A 21,006-nucleotide genomic window follows, 5' to 3' on the forward strand; every position below is an offset into this window, starting at 1 on the left:
TGCCCGGCGATCACTGTTCATCCGCCAGTTCTGCTGCCTCGGTCTCGAGCAGTTTCACCTCAAGCAGATGCGCCTGTTTCGCCAGGGTTCTGTGGTCGAAAATATCTGACACATTCACGCAGACGCCGAATCGGCGCCCGATCATGCCGGCCAGAATAATGGCGGACAACGAATTGCCGCCGAGTTGAAAGAAGTCATCCTCAACACTGACCAGCGCTGTCTTGAGCCGCTGCTCCCAGAGCGCGGCCAACTCCAGTTCGATAAGCCCTTCGGGCTGGCGGCCCTCGGCCCTTTGCGGTCCATAAACCGGGAGTGCGTTGATATCGACCTTCCCGGACGGCAACAACGGCCAGCTTTCAACGGTGATGAACACATCCGGGATAGCCGCCACCAGGACGCGCGACGACAAATGCTCGATCAACGAATCAGTTGCCACCGCATCAGCCTGCGCCGCCGGGCGGACATAGGCCACCAGCACTTTTCGCCCTTCCAGCACACGCTGCACGGTCAATGCTTCGGCAACCTGCGCGTGGGTTTTCAGCGCCGCTTCGATTTCCGCGGGCTCGATGCGGATGCCTCGAATCTTTATCTGCCGGTCGGTGCGGCCCAACACATTCAAATCGCCACTGTCACTGAGCACGGCAATATCACCCGTGCGATAGACCCGTCCGCCATCATTGAGCAAAGAGGGCGTGAATCGCTGCGCCGTCTGCTTCGCATCGCCGAAGTAGCCGAGGGCAAGAATCTGACCGCCCACCAGCAGTTCTCCGGGCGTCCCGATCGGTGCGTAACCGCCCCCCTCATGCTCCACCATTACCTGTGCACCGGGAATCGGCAGACCGACCGGAGTCAGCAGCGCCGCAGCCTCCCGGACCTCGAACACCGTTGCGTCCGCGCAAACCTCTGTCGAACCATACAAATTGATGAGATTGACGCCCGGCAGGTGTTGCCGGATCTGTTCCACCAACTCCCCTTTGAGCAATTCACCGCTCAAGTGCAGGCAATCGAGCGTGACCAGCCTGGCGCGCGCTTCGGCGCCCGACTCGAGCATCTCGGTTGCCAGGGCGGGCACGCAGGTCAACTTGGTAATTCGGTGGGTCTGGATGAAGTTCATCAGCTCCACCGGGTCTTTGATGCGTTCCGGCAAGATCACCGTAGGCACGCCTCTGAGCAGTCCATCGAACATTTCGGCGATGCCGTCGACAAAGCCGACTGGCGTTCTCAGCACGAAAACGTCCGAGGGTTTACTCGGTTCCTGGCATCGCGACCACTGCAGGCGCGTCAGAATGGCCTCATCGTGCAACAGGACACCTTTAGGGGTTCCCGTACTGCCAGAGGTGTACATCAAGACCGCTGGATGCCGCGCATTCAGTGGCCAGCTGGCGGTGGAAGGCCGCTCATCGACCGGCATCGCTTCAACCGCCACGGCACGAATCTCACCGGGTACCTTGCCCCGGGTCGACTCAGACACGATCAGCAGCCGGGCTTGTGATTGATGCAGGATCATCCCCAGCCGTTCGGTCGGGCTGGCGTGATCCAGCGGCATGTAGGTGGCAGCGAGGCGCAACGATGCCAGCACTGCGACGACATACTCTGCAGATCGCTCGACGCAGATGCCGACGACGGAACCTGGCACCACCTGCTGTTCATGCAGTGTTTCGGCGAACCTGTCGACCCACTGAGACAGGCACGCATAGCTGATCGAGCGCCCCTCACAGAGCAATGCCAATGACTGCGGTGAAGCCTCGCATTGCTGATCAAACGCGACGATCAGACGGGAGACTTCCAGTTCCACCGGTGGCGACACCAGAAGTGCATGAGCGTTGCTGCCTGCCAGCCTGTCCAGAGGGCAGACACTGGATTCAGGGTCGGTCGCCAGCTGTGACAACACCGCGTCATAGTACGAAGCGATTCGCCCCATCGCGGCTTCCGACAGCGCCGTGTTGGAGAACTCAACAAACAGACCGACGCCCTGGGTTAACACATCGAGTCTGAATTGAGCGGTCAACGAGTGATAAGTCTGGTCAGTGGCCCTGATAGACTTGAGCTTCAGCCCCTGATTGTTCGCGAACTGCTCGTAAGGTCTGAAATGGGTGTAGTTGAACGTGGAATCGATGACGTTATCGATACCGGCATCACTCAACATCTGCGCAAACGGGTAGTTCCTGAATGGCAGCGCCTGCGCCTCGAAAGCGTGCACGGCTTGAATCAGCCGGCGGCGCGTCAGGCCCGCGACGTTGATTTGCAACGGCAACGTATTCAAGAACATGCCGACTGCCGACGTGCCCGCTGTCGTTTCCGGACGACTGTTGGACATCAGGCCGGTGATGACTTCAGTACGGCCACTAATGAAGGCAATGACTTGCAAATGGGCGCTGAGCAGGACCGCCTTGATCGACACGCCCAATGATTGCGCAAGACGCTTGAGGTTATCGGACGTCGCGCTGGAGACCGGCACATTGAACGTGCGGTAATCGCTGCCTTTGGCAAGCGGCAATTGGCCCTGATGAGGCGACGCGAGCTGTCGGGCCCAGAACGCCTTGTGGTCCGGGTCATCCAGCGCCTCGGCCTCCCTGAGCAAGAACTCGCCTTGTGCGCGCACGGGCTCGACGACGGGCACAGCGTGCTCCAGGAGCTGCTGATACAACTCGAGCAATTCACTGATGACCAGCGTGACACTCCACCCATCAAGATAGGGTTCGGCGAGTGTCAGGGTGAACCGCGAGGCGCTGTAACGATGCACGGTCATGGCAAACAACGGCGCCTTGTCCCATTGGAACCTGACAGTCCGCTGCTCATCGAACCATGCCTTGAACGAAGCGGCCTGGGCTGCCGGATCGATGTCGCTGATATCGACAACTGCCAACGACACCTCGGCGTCGCGATGAATCAACTGCAGAGGTTGATGGTAAGAAGACACATCAATGGAGCTTCTCAAAAAGGGATGGCGTTTCATCAACAGCGCGACAGCACGCTTGAACATTGGCTCCACAAACGCCCCCTCCAACTCCACTGCCGTTGTATAGATGTGGTAATCCGGGCTGGCCACCGACTCGTAGTAAAGTCCGGTCATCAGCCGGGACAAGGGAAAGGCGTCTTCGATGTCCTGGGAAAGGCCTTCCTGGACGGCCGCTGAAATCAGTCCGAATGGCGCAATGGCCATCAACACGGGGCCACTCAGCGGCGTGGCAACCAGGGCCATCCTGCTCAGCGTGGAGTTCTGGAAAATCTTCTCCACACTCAGTTGCAAGCCTGCTCGCCGGGCTGCCACGACCAGTTCAATACTGCGAATTGAATCTCCGCCCAAATGAAAGAAGTCTTCGTCACCGTGGGTGACCACTCTGCCCAGCACGAGCGCCCAGGCGGCTGCCAATGTCTGCTCGATGCCACTCAACGTCGCTTGCTCAAGCGGCCTCGCAGCGCCAACTGCGTCGGCATACGCGACAGGTATTGGCAAAGCGGACCGGTCGACCTTGCCTGACTGCAATCTCGAGAACACGTCAACGACCGACCACAGGGAGGGAATCATGTACTCCGGCAAGGAGGATGAAAGCGCCTCGCGAGCACGGCGTATCAGTTGCACGCTGACGTCATCGCTCGCCAGGAATGCCGCCAGCATCGCGTGGCCATGGATGTCCTGATTGAGTGTCACTACCGCTTCGCGAATGGCCGGCAGGCGCATCAGGGCCGTTTCGATATCACCCAACTCGATGCGAAAGCCCCGCAGTTTGACCTGATTGTCGTTCCGGCCCAGATACTCGATCTGACCATCCCAGCGGTGTTTTCCCAGATCACCAGTCCGGTACAACCGCGCGCCCTGTTCACTGAAGGGTGAGGGAATGAATTTCTGTGCAGTCAGTGCCGGTTGGTTGATGTAGCCACGTGCCAGCCCGATGCCGCCGATATGGATTTCTCCAACAACGCCGGGGGGGACCAGATTGAGGTTTTTATCCAGGATGAATATCTCAAGCCCATCAATGGCACGCCCGATCGGTACGCTACCGGCCTTCAAACTGTTTTCGGTCACCGTGTACCAGGTGACGTCAATGGCCGCCTCGGTAGGCCCATAAAGGTTGTGCAATTCGGCTTCACTGGTTTGCTTGACGGCGTTGGCCAAGCGCAGCGGCAGCGCTTCACCGCTGCAAATCACCTGTCTGAGATGAGTGCAGGACGGCAACACTTCGGCAGCCACGAACGCACTCAGCATGGAAGGGACAAAATGAGCGACGCTCACTTGCTCCCTTGAGAACAGTGCCCCCAGGTACTCGGGATCCTTGTGCCCTTCGGGTTTGGCCATCAACAACGTGGCGCCATACATGAGCGGCCAGAACACTTCCCACACAGAGACGTCGAACGTCAGCGGTGTCTTTTGCACAACGACATCGCTGGCTTGCAGGGGGAAAGCCTTTTGCATCCAGGCCAGACGGTTCAGCAACGCCTCATGGGTATTCATCACCCCTTTGGGCCGTCCCGTGGAGCCCGAGGTGAAGATCACGTAGGCCAGGTCCTTGCTCGCCGGCCCCTGCGCAATGGCCGCATCGCCCGGACCAGCCTGCTCCTGGGTGAACAAGGAAGAAAGGGTGGCCCAAGGCAGCTCCCCGGGAGGCGCCATAGCGCTGTCTTCGACAATCAAGACACGTGGGGAACAATCATCGAGCATCTCCATCACTCGACTCTGCGGCGCCTGGGGATCCAGCGGCATGTAGGCGGCGCCCGCCTTGAGAATCCCGAGCAGGCAGATCGGCAACTCCCTTGAGCGTTGCAACTGGACCGCGACAACATCGCCCGCCTTTACCCTATGATCTGCCAGGGATCGCGCCACATGCCACGAAGCCGCGTCCAGCTCGCGGTAAGAGATCGACTGTCCCTCAAATCGCACGGCAACCCGGTCTGGAAAAGCGCGGCATGTATCGGCGATCTGTTCAAGAATCGTGATGCCCGGCAGGAGCGGGTCGCCTCCCCTCGCCAGCCTCAACAGGTCCCCGGATTCCTGCTCGGAAAGCAGCGACAACGAGGAAATCTTTTCTTCGGGAGCCGCGAGCATGCCCTTCAGGATATTGGCCAGGTGTGCGAGCATCCTGGCGGATGTTTCCGGTCGAAACAGATCATCTTGCGCCCAGAGCATCATGACGGTTTCGCCACCTTGCGGGCGAAGGAACAACTCCAGGTCGAAACGCGCCGCCCCGGTGTCCACAATGTAGGGCTTGACCGCAACGCTGGTGGGCTTTACCCCGTTTGCCTGTTGGCCGTAATAACCGATGAACGCCTGAAACAGCGGGTGGTAACTGGCGCTGCGCTCTACGTCCAATGCATCCAGCAGCTTGTCGAATTGCAATCGATGATGCCCCGTCCCCAGCAGGATCTCGCGCTTTACCCGAGTCAGGAACACACTCGTAACGGGATCATCACTCACATCAACGCGTTGCAGCAGCGTGTTGACAAACAGCCCGACGGTATCGGTGTCCTCTCGCCGAATACGATTGCCGAAAGGGTAGCCCAAGGTCACTTCACTCTGACCCGAATACCGCGCCAGCAGGACATGAAACGCCGCGCTGTAGAGCATGAACGGCGTCACGTGTTGCTTCTTTGCAAAGTCACTGAGCGCGTTGGTCAGAGCCTCATCAAGCACACGTTCGACGTAACGGCCTTTGTAGGAAGGCGTCGCAGGCCGTGCCTTGTCGGTGGGCAAGCTGAGCATGACGGGCTTGCCGGCCATGCGTTTGATCCAGTAGTCCAGGTGCCGCTCGTTCTCCGTCAGGGACCGCTCAGAATGTTGAAAGCGGATGAAGTCGGCATAGGTTGAACTCGGCGCCGGCAGGTCAGCGTGACCAGAAGTACGGTAACCCTCATAAGCCGATAACAGGCTGTCGTTGATCACGCGTAGAGACAAGCCGTCAGCAATCAGATGATGCAACGGCAGCAGCAGAACATGCTCTTCGTCACTGAGCCTGACCAGTACCGGGCGCATCAGCACGCCGCGGTCGAGTTGAAAAGGTCGGCGCATGACGTCAAGTGAAAACGCTGCCAATTGTGCTTCTCGGGAACTGACCGGCGTGTGCGAAAGGTCCTCGAATTCAATGGTCAGTTGAGCCGTTGGCGCGATCCATTGAAAGAGCACTCCGTACATTTCATGCACGGACGCCCGGAGCATCGGGTGAACTCGCTGAAGGTGGAGCAAAGCGTCACGCAGTGCCGCTCGATCCAGCTTGCCGCTGAAGCGCAACGCATGAGGCACTGTTGATGAAACTTCGGCGCCTTCGTGCCGGGTGACGAAGTAATGCCGGCGCTGAATCCAGGACAACGGCAATAGCGTGCCGCCCTGCAAAGGCCTGCCGATTTCCTCCTGCAGCAGGCTTTGCAAGTGCGTCTGAAGTTCCGGTGTCAGTGCTTCCAGGGGCTGCGAGGCCGACGACTCAAGGGTTTGCAGCTCGAATCCTTCGTTGGCAAGGTGCAGGCAAACACCATTCTCAAGATAACGGGACAAGAGATCGAGCACATGATTAGTTATTTCAAAGGTGCTGTTCATTACAGCTCCTCGACCGACGGTGCCTTTGTCGGCGCAATGTTTTCGCGCAAGAAACCGGGGCGCTGATCCAGCCAGTTATTTTGAATCCAGTTCAAACAAAAATCCTGAGAACCGGTTACGCCAATGGAGGTCCATCCTCCCGGTACCGGCCGGTCGTTATTCCACAGGGAATACTGTTCTTGTTGATTGATGACAACGCCATATACGCTTTTGCTATCCATGCTTGTTCAACTCCCTTTTTTACCAAGGAAAACCTGGCAACTAAAACGACACGAGGAAAACTTTGCTGCAGACCGACCTCTATCAACGATCTACATGGGTCAGCGCGGGAAGGTCTTCAATATCTCTGGTATGCCGTAACGCCGAAAACACTACAGGAAGGGATGAAACACACATCAATACCGTTGCAATGAATATACTCGCGACTGGACTTACAATACTGCCCAGCCACCCACCGAAAATTGCCCCGCTTGCCGCCGCAATGCCGATACAGGTTCTGATACTTGCAGTCACCTTGCCGAGACTTTCCAGCGGACAAGAAGACTGCCGATAGGAATATTGGGCAATGTCAAACAATACAAAGCGAACAGACGTCAAACATAGATAGAGTGTCGGCAGCAATAGCGGATGACTTTGCGCCCCACCCAAAAGGAAACCTGCCGGACTAAGAAAGACTACCCACCACATTATTTTTGCGCTACCGACTGAACGCATCAAAGCACTCGCGAGGATAGCTGCCAACAGCCCGCCACCTTCACCGATAAAAAAGACAATACCGACCATTTGCGGTGAAAGCTTCAAATCGCTAATCAAGTAATATAAAAAAACCGCATTCATCATGGCCAGGCAGAACATCGAGCCAATGGTCGTCATCGCAGTTCGCGCCAATACCGAATTGGCATATAGCAGCTTGAATCCCTCACCTATTTCCTGCAGCAAGGGCGGCCTTTTGGTTACCTTCACCTTGCTCGACTCGTCAGTCTTGGTAAAACTCAGGAGAACAGCGCTGGCAATATAGGAAACGACATCGAATAACAGCGTGAGCGGGGCTCCGATCCAGCCCGCCATGAACGTGCCGATCCCCGGGCCACCGACCCGCGCGGCTGATTCCGTGGTTTCGATCTTGCTGTTCGCCTCGGGCAAATCCTTGCGCGGCACAAAAATCGGATAGTAGGAGTGATAGGCGATTCCGAAGGCGACCGAGAACACGGAACACAAGAAGGACACGGCATACAGCCAGTACATCGAAAGCTGATCGTAAAATGCAAATAGCGGGACGGTAACCAATATCGCCGCTCGCACGAAGTCGCACACGATCATCAAACTTCGCTTGTTGAATCTGTCGATGTAGACACCCGAAGGTATTGACGCAAGCAATACAGCAATGGAGGCCATAGCGCGAAGTAAGCCAATCTCACCCGGAGTTGCACTCAACGTGGTAATGGCGAGCAGTGGAAGAATAATATTGGTGATAGACGAGCCCATCTCGCTGACGGACTGCCCCATCCAAAGACACATGAAGTTTCTGTCCCGCCAGAGGGACCCTTTTTCAATACTCAAGCAATTAGCCTCCGACATTCTTCCGCTTTAACAGGCGGAGTTATATTCCCTTATTTCGCTGGCAAACTTTAGTTCATCCAAGCGTCGGCTTTTACTTGTAGGCTGAATCCAACAGCTTCCTCAGCATTTTTTATTGGTAACACAGGAAAAACGGAGGCGTAAAGATTTTTTTTCGCGATCGGCAACAACCGCTTTAACGTCCACACAAGCTGTGCGGTTGCTGCTGAAATCGGCGACAAAACTACCACCACCCTCCCCCGACAAAGCACTTACCCATTGTTTTCAATCACAAAAATTATAATGCAAGCGCTGATTTTGCTGCCATGCCCCCCATTACCGTTACAACGTCATTACAAACCCATACCTGAACATCAGCGGATAACCTCAATTATTTTTTATGCTCTGCTACAGCCGCAACGCTAAGTAATATGGGGCTTGCGGCGAGCCATGGCTATACGCCACTACCGGCTCGGCTGATGAAATTGATTTTTTGCGCTTGACCCTAGCGCAAATGAGATTCTATGGTAATTCGCAGGAGCTACTCGACTATGGATGGTATATCGAATGGATTTTTGTTCTAAGGCTAATGCACATAAAGACCAAAGATCAGCGGCCGAGAGAATTCTCGCCCAGCATATAAAGAGCGCACAGAAAACATCTGAGCCGCACCCGCAACTCGATATTGATACATCCGCCCTGTCTTACGGCCAGAAACGCATGTGGTTCCTGCACCTGATGGATCCGAACAGTGCGGCCTACAATATTTTCAGCATCGCCAAATTGCATGGCCACGTTAACTTGGATGCATTACGTCAGGCATTTCAAGCGTTGATCAACAGGCACCCCAGCTTGCGCACTTCTTTCCAGGCCAATGACAACGGCCAGCCTGAGTCGGTAGTCCATGACGCCGTCGACGCTGACGTGTCCGTCATCGACAATCCCGAATCGGCAGAGCAATGCCTGGATAGTTTTATCTGGCAGCCATTTGACCTGAGCCGCGCCCCCCTGCTCAAGGCCGTTGTCATCCGCACTGACGATGAATCCTGCCTGATGGCCCTGGTGATTCACCACATCGTCGCCGATGGCTGGTCGCTGGGTATCCTGCATGAAGACCTGCAACGCTTTTATGCCGCCGCACTTGCCTCGCAAGCGTTACCTGCCACTGGCAATATCGATTTCAGTACCTTCGTCGCGGCCGAAAAAGCCTGGCTTGCCAGCGAAGCGGGTATCCGCAGCCGGCAATTCTGGAAGACCCAGCTCCACGACCTCGCACAAATTGAATTGCCAATGGCAACCCCCCGGCCGGCCATCGCCAACTTCCGGGGCAATCATATTGACCTGACACTTCCACAGGGGTTGGTGCAATCACTGGAAGCCTTGGCCAAGCAATATGACAGCTCGCTCTACATGGTCCTGGGCGCCGCACTTAAGGTGCTGTTGCATCGGTATTCAGGCCAGACTGACATTGTCTTCGGCACCCCTGTCGCCAACCGACCGGTCGAGGAGCTGGAGAATGTCCTAGGGTTATTCGTGAATACGGTCGTGCTGCGCACCCGCATTCTTCCACAGGCCAGCTTCACTACCGTCCTCAAGGCATTCAGAGACACGACGTTGCTCGCGCTGGAGCATCAACGAACGCCATTCGAACAGGTGGTGGAAGACCTGAACCCGGAGCGTTCGCTCAGTCATAACCCGTTGTTTCAGGTGCTTTTCACTCTGCAGAACGTCGAGGCCGGAAAAATTGAGTTGCAAGGTACGCGAACCGAGCTCCTGAAGGTCGATCTGGACGTTGCCCGGGTCGACCTGGAATGGACGTTGTGGCGGCGCCCGACAGACGCGCGCCTGCGGATCAACTATGCGCTGGACCTGTTCGACGAGCAGGTGATCCGGGAAATGGCCAGCCATTACGAATGCTTGCTCAATTGCATCGTGCAGACACCGCAACAGGACATCTCCCAACTCCCCCTCTTCCACAAGCTGTCCTCCACGAACGGCACGCCAGACGAGCAGGTCTGGCCAGACTGCGGGCTGCATGGATTGTTTCTTGACGCGGCGCAAATCTCACCGAACGCCGGTGCGGTCTCGGACAAGCACGGCCTATTGACCTTTGACCAACTCAGCCGCCAGTCAGCCGCGCTGGCCGTGCAGTTACTGCAAAGTGGCGTGCGCCAGAGCGACACCGTCGCAATATGTGTCGAGCGCAGCGTCGATATTGCTGTAGCCACACTGGCCGTCCTGCGAGCGGGTGCGGCATTTGTCCCGATCAATCCGGCGGATCCCGACGATCGACGTGCCTTTATTACCTCGGACTCCAATGCCCGGGCGATCATTGTGTCTTGCGCAGACAAAGGCTGCGATACGATCCCCAGTATCGTCATCGGTAAAGCCCACGACCAGCCGACGCCAGAACAACTGCGCGCGATTGACGCGGCGGTTGTGCCCGAATCGCCTTGCTACATCCTTTATACCTCCGGTACGACCGGCAGGCCAAAAGGCGTCATAGTTTCCCACGGCAATATCGTCAATACGATGCGCGCCTGTCAGTTGCTGCATGAATGCTCGCCTTCGGATGTCGGGCTGGTACTCGCGGCAAGCACCTTTGATGTCTTCTACTTCGAGCTGTTTATCGCCATGCTGGCCGGCGGACAGAGCCGAATTGTGACCCAGGAGGAAATCTTCTCGCCGCAGGCGATTGACGAGCTGCTGAAGACCGCGACGATCTTTCAGGCCGTTCCCGGACTGATGGAAAACCTGCTGACGTCCATGTCGCAATCCGCCTCACACAGTCATGAATCGCTTCGAGTGGTGATCACCGGTGGCGACATCGTACCTGCCGACCTGCTGGCCACCTTGTCCCACGCCTTCCCCAAGGCCAGGGTCTTCGTCGCGTATGGCCCCACCGAAGCGACCATTTTTTCCACGTTGTATCTGTACGACAAACAACGCCCGGTCACCGGTTATCCGATAGGGCAACCGCTGGACGGCGTTGAAGTCGTCATCGCAGATGAGCACGGCAATGTGCTGCCCGATGACGTAACCGGCGAAATCTGGATTGGCGGTCGAGGCGTGGCCACCGGCTACATCAATCGTGAGGCAGAAACCCGCGCCAGCTTCATCGAGTTGAGTGGACGCAAGTATTACCGCAGCGGTGATCGGGGCCGCTGGAACAGGGCGCAACGAACCTTCGAGTTCCGCGGGCGCCTGGACAGCCAGGTGAAAGTCCGCGGGTTTCGCATTGAGCCAGGCGAAATCGAGGCAGTGCTGACCAGCCTGCCCGGCGTTCACAATGCCGTGGTGCTGGCAGTCGGCGATCCCGGGAGCAATTGCCGGCTCGTGGCCTGTGTGACAGCACAGGATGCACCTCTCGAACAGGACCGGAATGCGTTCGACGCCGATGTTGTCGCGCATTGGCGCACCCTCTTCGACCAGACCCACGAAATTTCTGCGTCCGGAACGAGGGACTTTACCGGCTGGAACTCCAGCTACGATCAGCAACCCATTGCGCCATCAGTCATGGACGAATGGTTGGACGGAACAGTTGAGAACATCCTGCGTTATCTTCCAGAGCAGCGCTCAACGCCACCCAATGTTCTTGAAATCGGAGTCGGCACGGGATTGCTCGCTCAAGAACTCGCACCGCACTGTGCGCGCTATGTTGGCGCAGATTTCTCCACCTCGGTCATTCTCAAGCTGCGCCAGAAACTCCGGCTGTCCAGACTCACGAACATCGAGTTGTCAGTGGCCGAAGCCAGGAACCTGCCTGAGTTTGAGGCCCTGTTCGATGTCATCGTGGTCAACTCGGTAAGCCAGTACTTTCCCGACATGGCCTATTTGACCGAGGTGCTGGACGCCTTGCTCAGCCGGCTCGCCCCAGACGGCGTGATCTACCTGGGAGATGTCCGGAATTACTGCCTGTTGGAAATGTTCCACGCCTCGGTACAGTCTGCTCGGGCGCCGCAACTGACGAACGATGAGTTGCTGCCCAGAATTGCAAAGGCTGTCCAGGATGAGCCGGAACTGAACGTCAATCCGTGCTTCTTCCACAACTACGCGAAAAAAACCGGGCTGATGCCGCGCATCGAACCCCGTCGCGGACGGCACGCCACGGAGATGAACAAGTATCGATATGACGTCACGCTCAGTCGACCCTCGGCCGCTTGCAACGATGACTTGCCAGCGTTGAACTGGCAGGAATGGCGTGCAGGAAACTGGACGTTTGAGAAGCTGGCCAAACATCTACGTTTACGGACAAACGCTGCTTTCGCATTCACCGGTGTACCTCACGGCCTGCTGATTGACGATCTGCGCCGGCGCGATGAACTCTACTCAACTGATACTCCCTCGACGCTGCCTGACAGTGTCATCCCTGAAGCGCTTCGTGAACTTGCTACCGAGTGTGGCTATACCGTCTCGTTCAACTGCTCGGATCATCCGGACGGGTACTACGACATGGTGTTGTCAACAGCGGCGCATCCGGCCAATCTGTTCGCCACGCTTGCCGGGCGCAGCTTCCGGTCAGAGCCGTCGGCCGACGGTAACAATCCGGGGGCACGGCTGAAGAAGGTTCAGCTGTCCAACCTCATCAAGGAGGCGCTCTCCAAACGCCTGCCCAGCTACATGCTGCCTTCGGTGATAACCGTCCTGGACGCCTTGCCGATCACCGCCAACGGAAAAATAGACAGAAAAAGAATACCAACGGTCTTCAGCACCACCACCGACAGTCGGCCACCCAAAAGCCCTTCGGAGCTGTTGATCGCACGAATCTGGCAGGACGTACTGGCCTATAAAGTGGAGTCGGTCGCCGATGATTTCTTCGAGGTCGGCGGAACCTCGTTACTGGCGATCTCCATTACCGTTCACTTGCGGCAGGCCGGCATCAGTTTGATGCCTCAGGTGGTCTTCGAACACAGAACCGTGGAGCTGCTGGCCCGCTGGATCGACACCGTGCAACCTCACCACGAGCAACCGCAAGCCATCACCCATGTGGAGCCCGCTGCCGCCGAGCCCGAAATCGACTTCACGCGCATTGATGCTGGCCTCGACACCTGGCGTCATTGCAGGCAAGTGCTGTTGACTGGGGCCACCGGCATGCTCGGCATCCATATTCTGCATAAGCTTCTTTGCAGCTATCCGCAGCTGGAAATTGTTTGCCTGGTGCGTGGCCAGAATGACCAGGCCGCCCAGGATCGGCTCGCCAGTCAATATGCCTGGTACTTCTCGCAGTCCGAGATCGATGCGTCGGTATTTTCCCGACGAGTACGGTGCATCAGGGGGGACTTGCGAGAAAGGGACCTGGGGCTTGGCGACGAGGCACGCTCGGTACTGACAGCGACGTGCGACAGAGTGATACACGCGGCGGCGGACGTGCGTCATGTTGGCTCGGAGCGCGACTTCTTTGCCGTCAACACCGATGGCACAGAGCGCGTGATCGAGCTGTGCTCACAGCTCGCCAAGCCCAACCTGTGCCACATTTCGACTATCGGCGTGGCGGGACGGAGCCTGGATGGCGTGGCGAGGTCCATCAACGAGTATCAGCTTGAAGTCGGGCAAACACCGACCGAAGCCTATTCGGCCAGCAAGATTTTCGCGGAGCATTTGATCGCCGACTTCAATAAATCAGGCGACTACGCGACCGTCTTCAGAGTGGGCACGGTTTCACCTAACTCCGTGAGCGGCAAATTCCAGCGAAATATCGATGCACACTTTTTCAGCCGCTACGTACGCGCCGTCATGGGCCTGGGCGTTGCCGCCGACTGGACGGAGCGACGTATTCAACTCATACCGGCCGACACCATGGCCCAGGCGGTTCTGCTGCTCGGCGGCCAGCCTCTGGCAGCAGGTCGCACATTCCATATCCAGACCCCCAACGCACTGCCCTATGGTGAGTTCATCCAGACCCTCAATGAGCTGGGGTACGACATCGATCTGGTATCAGCACAGGAATTCGAGGAGACGCTGCCGATATTGGGGCGCGACAAGGCACGGGTTGAAGACGTCGGCCGGATTCTGCCGATGACCTACCGAGGCGCTGGTCGCCCGGTTGCGCTCAAGCATGCCGTGACTGACGCCTGGCTCGAAAAATTGGGCTTCCAGTACTTCAAGCCGACGAAATCATGGATTGCAGACTTCGTAGCCCATGGGGTGGAGCAGGGATTTTTCCCGCCCGCAGGCGGTGCTCGTTGACGTTCACCGACCACTCGAACGCTGGGCAATCCCGTTGAAATTTCGCTGCTCATAACACGTTAAGGATGACCTGAACATGCAACTCAGCCTGTTTTACTTTGCGGATGCGGCAACCGGAAAAAAATCCACCGGCAATACCTATCAATTGTTACTGGATGGAGCTCGCTACGCTGACGCCCATGGCTTCGCCGCCGTGTGGATACCAGAACGGCACTTTCACCCCGTGGGGGGGCTTTACCCGAACCCGGCGGTACTCGGTGCGGCGGTAGCCATGGTGACTGAGCGGGTACATATCCGCGCCGGTAGTGTCGTCGTGCCTTTGCATCACCCCTTGCGCTTGGTCGAGGAATGGTCCGTCGTCGACAATCTGTCGAACGGCAGAGTGGGTATTTCGCTGGCTTCCGGCTGGAATCCTCGCGACTTCGTGCTGGCTCCCGGGGCTTATGAACACAGACGCGATTCAACATTTGAAACCGTGCAGACGCTCAGAAACCTATGGTCGGGCCAGCCCTTTGGGGAGGGGGCTTCGAAGGTCGCGACCTTCCCTCCTCCTGTCGCACCTCTCCAACTGTGGATCTCGTCGTCGGGCACTCTGGACACCTTTGAAGAAGCCGGTCGCGCCCAAGCAAGTGTCTTGACCCATCTGGTCAAGCAGGACATTCCCGAGTTGGCGGAAAAAATCAGCGCCTATCGTACGGCACTGGCGCAAACCGGCAGTGCCTGGCGTGGACACGTCACTTTGATGCTTCATACCTACCTGGCACCTAGCCGTGAACAGGCGCTGCGGGACGCTCAAACTGCGCTGGAAGACTACCTAATCGGCTCCTTGACGCCCTATCGGGCAGGCACCAGCCAACGGGTGGCCCCTGAAACCCATGAAACGGTGCGTGCTCAAATAAAGGACAGCGCGCAGCGATACTTATGTGAGGCGGGACTGATCGGTGATTTGAACTATGCAAGACAAGTGGTTGATCTTTGCCATTCGGCGGGTGTTGATGAAATTGCCTGTCTTATCGACTTCGGCCTCAAGCACGAAAGCGTCATGGAAGGCCTTGACCAACTGAGCATCTTGCGAAAGTACATGTCCGAGTTAGAGCAACCCGTTGCCCACATGGACCATTTGTAACGAAACTTCGTGATACCAACCAAAGGAAGTGGTTATGACCATCGAGATCCAGATCCTGGAAGACAAAATATTAGAAATCTTTCGCTCAGTAACTCAAGTGCCATCACTGACCGCAGACGACGATTTCTTTAACTCCGGCGGCGATTCATTACTGGCGGTGGAAGCCGGATTTCAAATCTCCCAGATTATTGACCAAGAGGTGGACCCAATGGTGATCTTTGTATTTACAACCGCATCCACCTGCGCGGTTGCAGTATCAGAACAGTACTTGGCAGCCTAACCTATACTTTCCCTCGCTCCGAGCGCAGAACTACGTCTACCTGCTCGGGCGAGGCGAAATTGGATGGAGATCGGCAGGACACCCTGACTAACCGGGCCAAAGGCCCTGTCTTGGTAATGCTGTTGCCAGCGCAAAACCATACCGGTATTAACATCGTGCTCTCGAGCAATCAACGACCGCCTGGCAACATCACGCAGAGCGCCAGCATCTCGTAGGCTGTCTCAGGATAGGTACCGAGCGAAATCCGACGTTGCCCGCCCGCCCAAGAATAACGGAAGTGCTAGCTCTTGGTGCCTTTCGTATTCACGAAAAGCGCGAGCCCATCAAAGTCAGGAAGGGTGTAGTTTTTGGTGCGAGGTTTGGCGTGTCGGACCGCCGTGTTGGTAAGGACCATTGTACTAACTCCATTTCATGCGAATGAAGGAATGTTGTACGGTTTTCAGAGTGCCAAGCATCTCTAAAAACTGATTTACCAAGCGTCGAATTGATGTACTAAAAAATGTACTAAAAAATCGTGGCTATCGATGTATCAGAGTAGACTTTAATGGAACTAAAGAAGAGGCCGAAGCCTCTTTTTTTGATTTCTACATACTCCAATGGAAGTCTATAGAAAAATAATTGGAGCGGGAAACGAGACTCGAACTCGCGACCCCGACCTTGGCAAGGTCGTGCTCTACCAACTGAGCTATTCCCGCGTCTTGGTGTGGCGCATTCTATAGATTCAAAACACGCCGTCAACCCTTTGATTAAAAAAAGTTTTATTTCGGATCAACATCCGTCCGCAGGTGCGGCCAGGCTGCGCGCAGGTATTGAACCATCGACCACAGCGTCAGGCCAGCGGACACCAGCAGCAAGGCATAACCCAACAGCACCCAGAAGGTGAAGTCCGAGGGATTCGCCAGCAGGATCACCAGCGCGAGCATCTGCGCGGCGGTTTTCCATTTACCGAGGTTCGACACGGCGACCTGGGCGCGGGCGCCCAGCTCGGCCATCCACTCACGTAGCGCCGAGACGACGATTTCGCGTCCGATGATCACCGCCGCCGGCAGGGTCAGCCAGAGGTTGCCGTGTTCCTGCACCAGCAGCACCAGGGCCACCGCGACCATCAGTTTGTCGGCCACCGGGTCGAGGAACGCGCCGAACGGCGTGCTTTGCTCCAGGCGTCGGGCGAGGTAGCCGTCGAGCCAGTCCGTCGCGGCGGCGAAGGCAAAGACCGAGGCTGAGGCCACGTAGCTCCAGTGGTACGGCAAATAGAACAGCAATATGAAGATCGGGATGAGCAGGACGCGTAGAACGGTAATCAGGTTTGGGATATTCATCGGCACAACTGGCTACGAGGTTGACGGGCATTCTACTCGCTATGCAGGTTCGCATAAATCGACTCTGCGAGCTTTTTACTGATACCGGGTGCTTTGGCTATTTCCTCGATGCTGGCACGAGACAGTTCCTGCAATCCACCAAAATGTTTCAACAAGTCGCGTCGGCGCGTCGGACCGACCCCTGCCACGCCTTCCAGCGTGGAGGTACGGCGGGTCTTGCCACGGCGGGCGCGGTGCCCCGTGATGGCGAAGCGGTGTGCTTCGTCGCGGATCTGCTGGATCAGGTGCAGTGCCGGCGAATCGCCCTTGAGGGTGAATTCGTGGGCAGCGTCGTTCAGGTACAAGGTTTCGAAACCGGCCTTGCGCGTCGCGCCCTTGGCCACGCCGAGCAAGATCAGGTCCGGGACCGCCAGCTCGTTGAGCACGTCGCGGGCCATGGACAACTGGCCTTTGCCACCGTCCACCAACAGGATGTCCGGCAACTTGCCCTCGCCGTCCTTGATCTTGCCGAAGCGCCGCATCAATGCCTGGTGCATGGCGGCATAGTCATCGCCCGGGGTAACGCCTTCAATGTTATAGCGCCGGTAATCGGACTTGATCGGGCCTTCCGGGCCGAACACCACGCAGGAAGCGACGGTCGCCTCGCCGCTGGAGTGGCTGATGTCGTAGCACTCGAGTCGCTGCGGCGGTTCATCCAGATTCAGCACTTCGGCCAGGGCATCGAACCGTGCCGCGACGTGCTGACGGTTGGCCAGGCGCGCGCCAAGGGCCTGTTCGGCGTTGGTCACGGCCAATTGCTGCCAGCGCGCGCGCGTTCCACGCACTCGGTGGCTGATGGTCAGTTCTCGACCGCGAAGCTTGTCGATGGCCTCGATCAGGGCCGGAAAGTCTTCGTGAACCACGTTGACGATCAGCTCGCTGGGCAAGTCGCGTTCCGGGCTGCTGATGTAGTACTGGCCCAGGAAAGCGGCCATGACTTCCGCCACGTCTTCCTCGATGCCGACCTGAGGGAAGAAATTCTTGCTGCCCAGTACCCGGCCTCCCCGCACGCTGATGAGATGGACGCAGGCGCCGCCCGGGTTGACGAACGCGGCGACGACATCGACGTCGCCGCTGCCGCCTTCCATGCTTTGCTGGTCCTGTACGCGACGCAGCAATCCGATCTGGTCGCGCAACTCCGCAGCACGTTCGAATTCAAGGTTGATCGAAGCCTCTTCCATGGCGGCCGACAGCTCATCGGTCAGCGCATTGCTGCGCCCTTCCAGGAACATGACCGAGTGACGCACGTCCTCGGCATACACCTCGGGCTCGACCAGCCCGACACACGGCGCCTTGCAGCGTTTTATCTGGTGTTGCAGGCAGGGCCGGGTCCGATTCTTGTAATAGCTGTCTTCGCATTGGCGAACGAAGAAAGTTTTCTGAAGCAGACTCAGGCTTTCACGGATCGCCCCAGCGCTGGGGTATGGGCCGAAATACCGGCCCTTGGCCTTCTTGGCCCCACGATGAATGCTCAGGCGTGGAAACGCCCCGTCGGACAGGAACACGTACGGGTAAGATTTGTCGTCCCGCAACAGAATGTTATACGGCGGACGCCATTCCTTGATCAGCGTCTGCTCGAGCAGCAGCGCCTCGGTTTCGTTGGCGGTGATGGTGGTTTCGATTTGCGCGATGCGCCCCACCAATGCGGCGGTTTTTGGTGCGAGGCCCGTCTTGCGGAAGTAGCTGGCCAGGCGCTTCTTGAGGTTCTTGGCCTTGCCGACATAAAGCAGGCGCGCATCGCTGTCGAACATGCGGTACACGCCGGGACGGCCGCTGCAGGTGGACAGGAAGGCACTTGGATCAAACTGTTCAGTCATTATCAGGCGCTGGCATCGACCATGCCATGACGCACCGCCAGCAGCGTCAACTCGACGTCACTGCTGATCGAAAGCTTTTCGAAGATACGGTAACGGTAGGTATTGACGGTCTTGGGCGACAGGCACAGCTTGTCGGAAATGATCTGGACCTTCTGGCAGCCGACGATCATCAGCGCAATCTGGATTTCTCGCTCGGACAGCGCATCGAAGGGCGAATCATTGGTCGGCTGGAAGGACTTGATTGCCAATTGCTGGGCGATTTGCGGGCTGATATAGCGCTGACCGGCAAATACCAGGCGGATAGCCTGGACCATCTCGTTCAAGCCGGCGCCCTTGGTGAGATAGCCCGCCGCGCCCGCCTGCAACAAACGGGTGGGAAACGGATCTTCCTCACAGACAGTCACCGCGACGACCTTGATGTCCGGATGACTGCGCAGCAGCTTACGCGTGGCTTCAAGGCCGCCGATGCCTGGCATCTTGACATCCATGAGCACCACGTCGGGTTTCAATTCACGCGCCTTGATCAGGGATTCCTCCCCGGATTCGGCTTGGCCAACTACTTGCAGGCCATCAATGTCAGCCAGCATTCGTGTAATGCCCGTACGGACGAGATCATGGTCGTCGACCACTAACACCCTAATCAAGCAGACACCTCACGATTTGGTCTTGTATGGGTTGCCAACACCTTAGCAAAAAGCACTCGGCAGACCTAGCGCAAACGGGCAGATAAAAGTTACAACAAATCTTCGAACTCAATATTCGAAGCCTCAAGCATGGGCGTCTCGCTGCATCCTAAAGAAACACTCATCTTCCCCGACCACCCGCAGCCCCATGCGCTCGTAGAGTTCCCGGGCCGGATTGTCTTTGAAAACGGTAAGCCGCAACGCCGGGCGATGCTCAATTGCCACCATTGCCCAGACCTGTCCTATCGCCCAGGTTCCGGCGCCCTGTCGACGAAACGCCTTGTCGATCTGCAACTCTCGAATATACAAAGCGCGCGCATCACGACTGAGACTGACAAAACCCAGCGTTTGTTCATGGCGGCAGATTATCCAGTTCTGGCGGATGACCCACGCCAGATCGAACGCCTCGTCCTGCCACAGCAGATCATGGCGCAGGTAATAGGGAAGCATATTGTTGCAAGTCAGTTGACGTGCAAACTCAATGTCACGGGCTTCAGCCGGGCGCCATTCAAGACTCATCGAAACCTCGTCACAGCGCCATGGCCTGACCCGCCCACCCGCTGTCGCCGCGTCGAGCAATGACCAATGCCTCCCCCACGCCTTGAGCCGCAGCCAGCAGCGAACCATCCGGACCCCAGATTGCGCTGCGACCCGCCGACTCCCACCCTCCGGTAGCACCACCATGATTGGCCATCAACACGGCCATGGCATGTTGCCGGGCATAGCTTTGCAGCAGAGTGGTGTCCGGCTCGTACCCGCCCTTGCTGATCAATACGCCCGCCGCGTACACCGTGGCGCCCTGCCCCGCGGCCGAGGCGGCATGACTGGCGTGGGTGAAGTCGGCGCAGACCGCCAAGGCGACCTGGTCCAGATCCATTTCCAACATTGGGCCGCCATGGCCGGGCGCAAAAACGACCTCTTCTCCCGTATGCAAGTGTTGCTTGCTATAGACCCCGAGGGAGCCATCGGCACCGAAGATCAGCGCGCCGATCAGTACTGGCTCGCTTGTCGACAGGCGGATCGGCATGCCGACGACGGTCGTCAAGCACAGCTCTCGCGCCAAGTCGCGCAGCGGCTGCAAGAGGCTGTCATTGGGGAGGATCGCGAGTTTTGCCGCCAGGCCCAGCTCATAGCCAGTAAGCGACAACTCAGGGAAAACCAACAGCTTCACGTCTTGCTCGGCGGCGGCCTGCATGAAACGCAGATGCGCCATGACATTGGCGTGAACATCTCCGGCGACGGAAATGGCTTGTGCGGCGGCAAAGACTGAAGCGTTCATGGATCTTCCAAAAGAGTCAGCACAACTCGGAAGTTTGTCATAAAGCCCATCGGACTCAAGCGAGGCGACTGTTTTTAAATGCCCGATAGCATTTTCTTATTGAACGGCTGCGTCGCGCTCTAGTAAGCTCGGACCATTCACCGGAGACAGACCATGTTCAACGCCCTCTCACCGCTTCAACCTATCAGCGCCCC

Annotated in this window: 11 protein-coding genes, 1 tRNA gene and 1 pseudogene; 3 read left to right on the forward strand and 10 right to left on the reverse strand. The window is 57.4% G+C overall.

Annotated features, from left to right (window positions below; all coding sequences use genetic code 11):
* Window positions 1–10 precede the first annotated feature (10 nt).
* From J3P79_RS15835 to J3P79_RS15845, 3 genes are all read right to left on the reverse strand, one after another.
* Window positions 11–6,526, reverse strand: coding sequence for an amino acid adenylation domain-containing protein (locus J3P79_RS15835; protein ID WP_434603991.1), 6,516 nt, complete (start codon window positions 6,524–6,526; stop codon window positions 11–13).
* Window positions 6,526–6,747 carry an MbtH family NRPS accessory protein gene (locus J3P79_RS15840; protein WP_434603994.1) on the reverse strand — a complete coding sequence of 74 codons (222 nt, stop codon included), beginning with the start codon at window positions 6,745–6,747 and terminating at the stop codon, window positions 6,526–6,528. The genes J3P79_RS15835 and J3P79_RS15840 overlap by 1 nt, the downstream gene beginning before the upstream one ends.
* Window positions 6,748–6,829: 82 nt before the next feature.
* Window positions 6,830–8,086, reverse strand: coding sequence for an MFS transporter (locus tag J3P79_RS15845; RefSeq protein WP_256657142.1), 1,257 nt, complete (start codon window positions 8,084–8,086; stop codon window positions 6,830–6,832).
* A 564-nt stretch (window positions 8,087–8,650) separates the two neighbouring features.
* On the opposite strand from J3P79_RS15845, the gene J3P79_RS15850 reads away from it, so the two are divergent.
* The 3 genes from J3P79_RS15850 (at window position 8,651) to J3P79_RS15860 (ending at window position 15,675) form a co-directional block, all read left to right on the forward strand.
* Complete coding sequence (locus J3P79_RS15850) at window positions 8,651–14,269, forward strand: amino acid adenylation domain-containing protein (RefSeq protein WP_434603998.1); 5,619 nt, start codon at window positions 8,651–8,653, stop codon at window positions 14,267–14,269.
* Window positions 14,270–14,345: 76 nt separating this feature from the next.
* Window positions 14,346–15,395, forward strand: coding sequence for a MupA/Atu3671 family FMN-dependent luciferase-like monooxygenase (locus J3P79_RS15855; protein ID WP_134660711.1), 1,050 nt, complete (start codon window positions 14,346–14,348; stop codon window positions 15,393–15,395).
* Window positions 15,396–15,429: 34 nt separating this feature from the next.
* Window positions 15,430–15,675 (forward strand): phosphopantetheine-binding protein, encoded by a 246-nt coding sequence (locus tag J3P79_RS15860; RefSeq protein WP_134660710.1) that lies wholly within the window; start codon window positions 15,430–15,432, stop codon window positions 15,673–15,675.
* Window positions 15,676–15,835: 160 nt separating this feature from the next.
* On the opposite strand, the pseudogene J3P79_RS15865 reads toward J3P79_RS15860, so the two are convergent.
* The 7 genes and pseudogenes from J3P79_RS15865 to J3P79_RS15895 all read right to left on the reverse strand — a co-directional run.
* A pseudogene (locus J3P79_RS15865) lies at window positions 15,836–16,069 on the reverse strand (Arm DNA-binding domain-containing protein); the annotation flags it as partial.
* Window positions 16,070–16,294: 225 nt separating this feature from the next.
* Window positions 16,295–16,370 (reverse strand) — tRNA-Gly (locus J3P79_RS15870).
* 63 nt (window positions 16,371–16,433) lie between these two features.
* On the reverse strand, window positions 16,434–16,994 hold the full coding sequence (gene pgsA / locus J3P79_RS15875; protein WP_434604003.1) for a CDP-diacylglycerol--glycerol-3-phosphate 3-phosphatidyltransferase: 561 nt from the start codon (window positions 16,992–16,994) through the stop codon (window positions 16,434–16,436).
* A 32-nt stretch (window positions 16,995–17,026) separates the two neighbouring features.
* Window positions 17,027–18,850 carry an excinuclease ABC subunit UvrC gene (gene uvrC, locus J3P79_RS15880; RefSeq protein WP_434604006.1) on the reverse strand — a complete coding sequence of 608 codons (1,824 nt, stop codon included), beginning with the start codon at window positions 18,848–18,850 and terminating at the stop codon, window positions 17,027–17,029.
* A 2-nt stretch (window positions 18,851–18,852) separates the two neighbouring features.
* A complete protein-coding gene (gene gacA / locus J3P79_RS15885) occupies window positions 18,853–19,494 on the reverse strand; it encodes a response regulator transcription factor GacA (RefSeq protein ID WP_003200277.1) in 642 nt (213 codons plus the stop codon).
* 123 nt (window positions 19,495–19,617) lie between these two features.
* On the reverse strand, window positions 19,618–20,052 hold the full coding sequence (locus tag J3P79_RS15890) for a GNAT family N-acetyltransferase (protein WP_434604009.1): 435 nt from the start codon (window positions 20,050–20,052) through the stop codon (window positions 19,618–19,620).
* Window positions 20,053–20,062: 10 nt separating this feature from the next.
* A complete protein-coding gene (locus tag J3P79_RS15895) occupies window positions 20,063–20,812 on the reverse strand; it encodes a carbon-nitrogen hydrolase family protein (protein WP_434604012.1) in 750 nt (249 codons plus the stop codon).
* Between the last annotated feature and the right edge of the window lie 194 nt (window positions 20,813–21,006).

The organism is Pseudomonas sp. R1-7 (assembly GCF_051132105.1).
Classification (GTDB): Bacteria; Pseudomonadota; Gammaproteobacteria; order Pseudomonadales; family Pseudomonadaceae; genus Aquipseudomonas.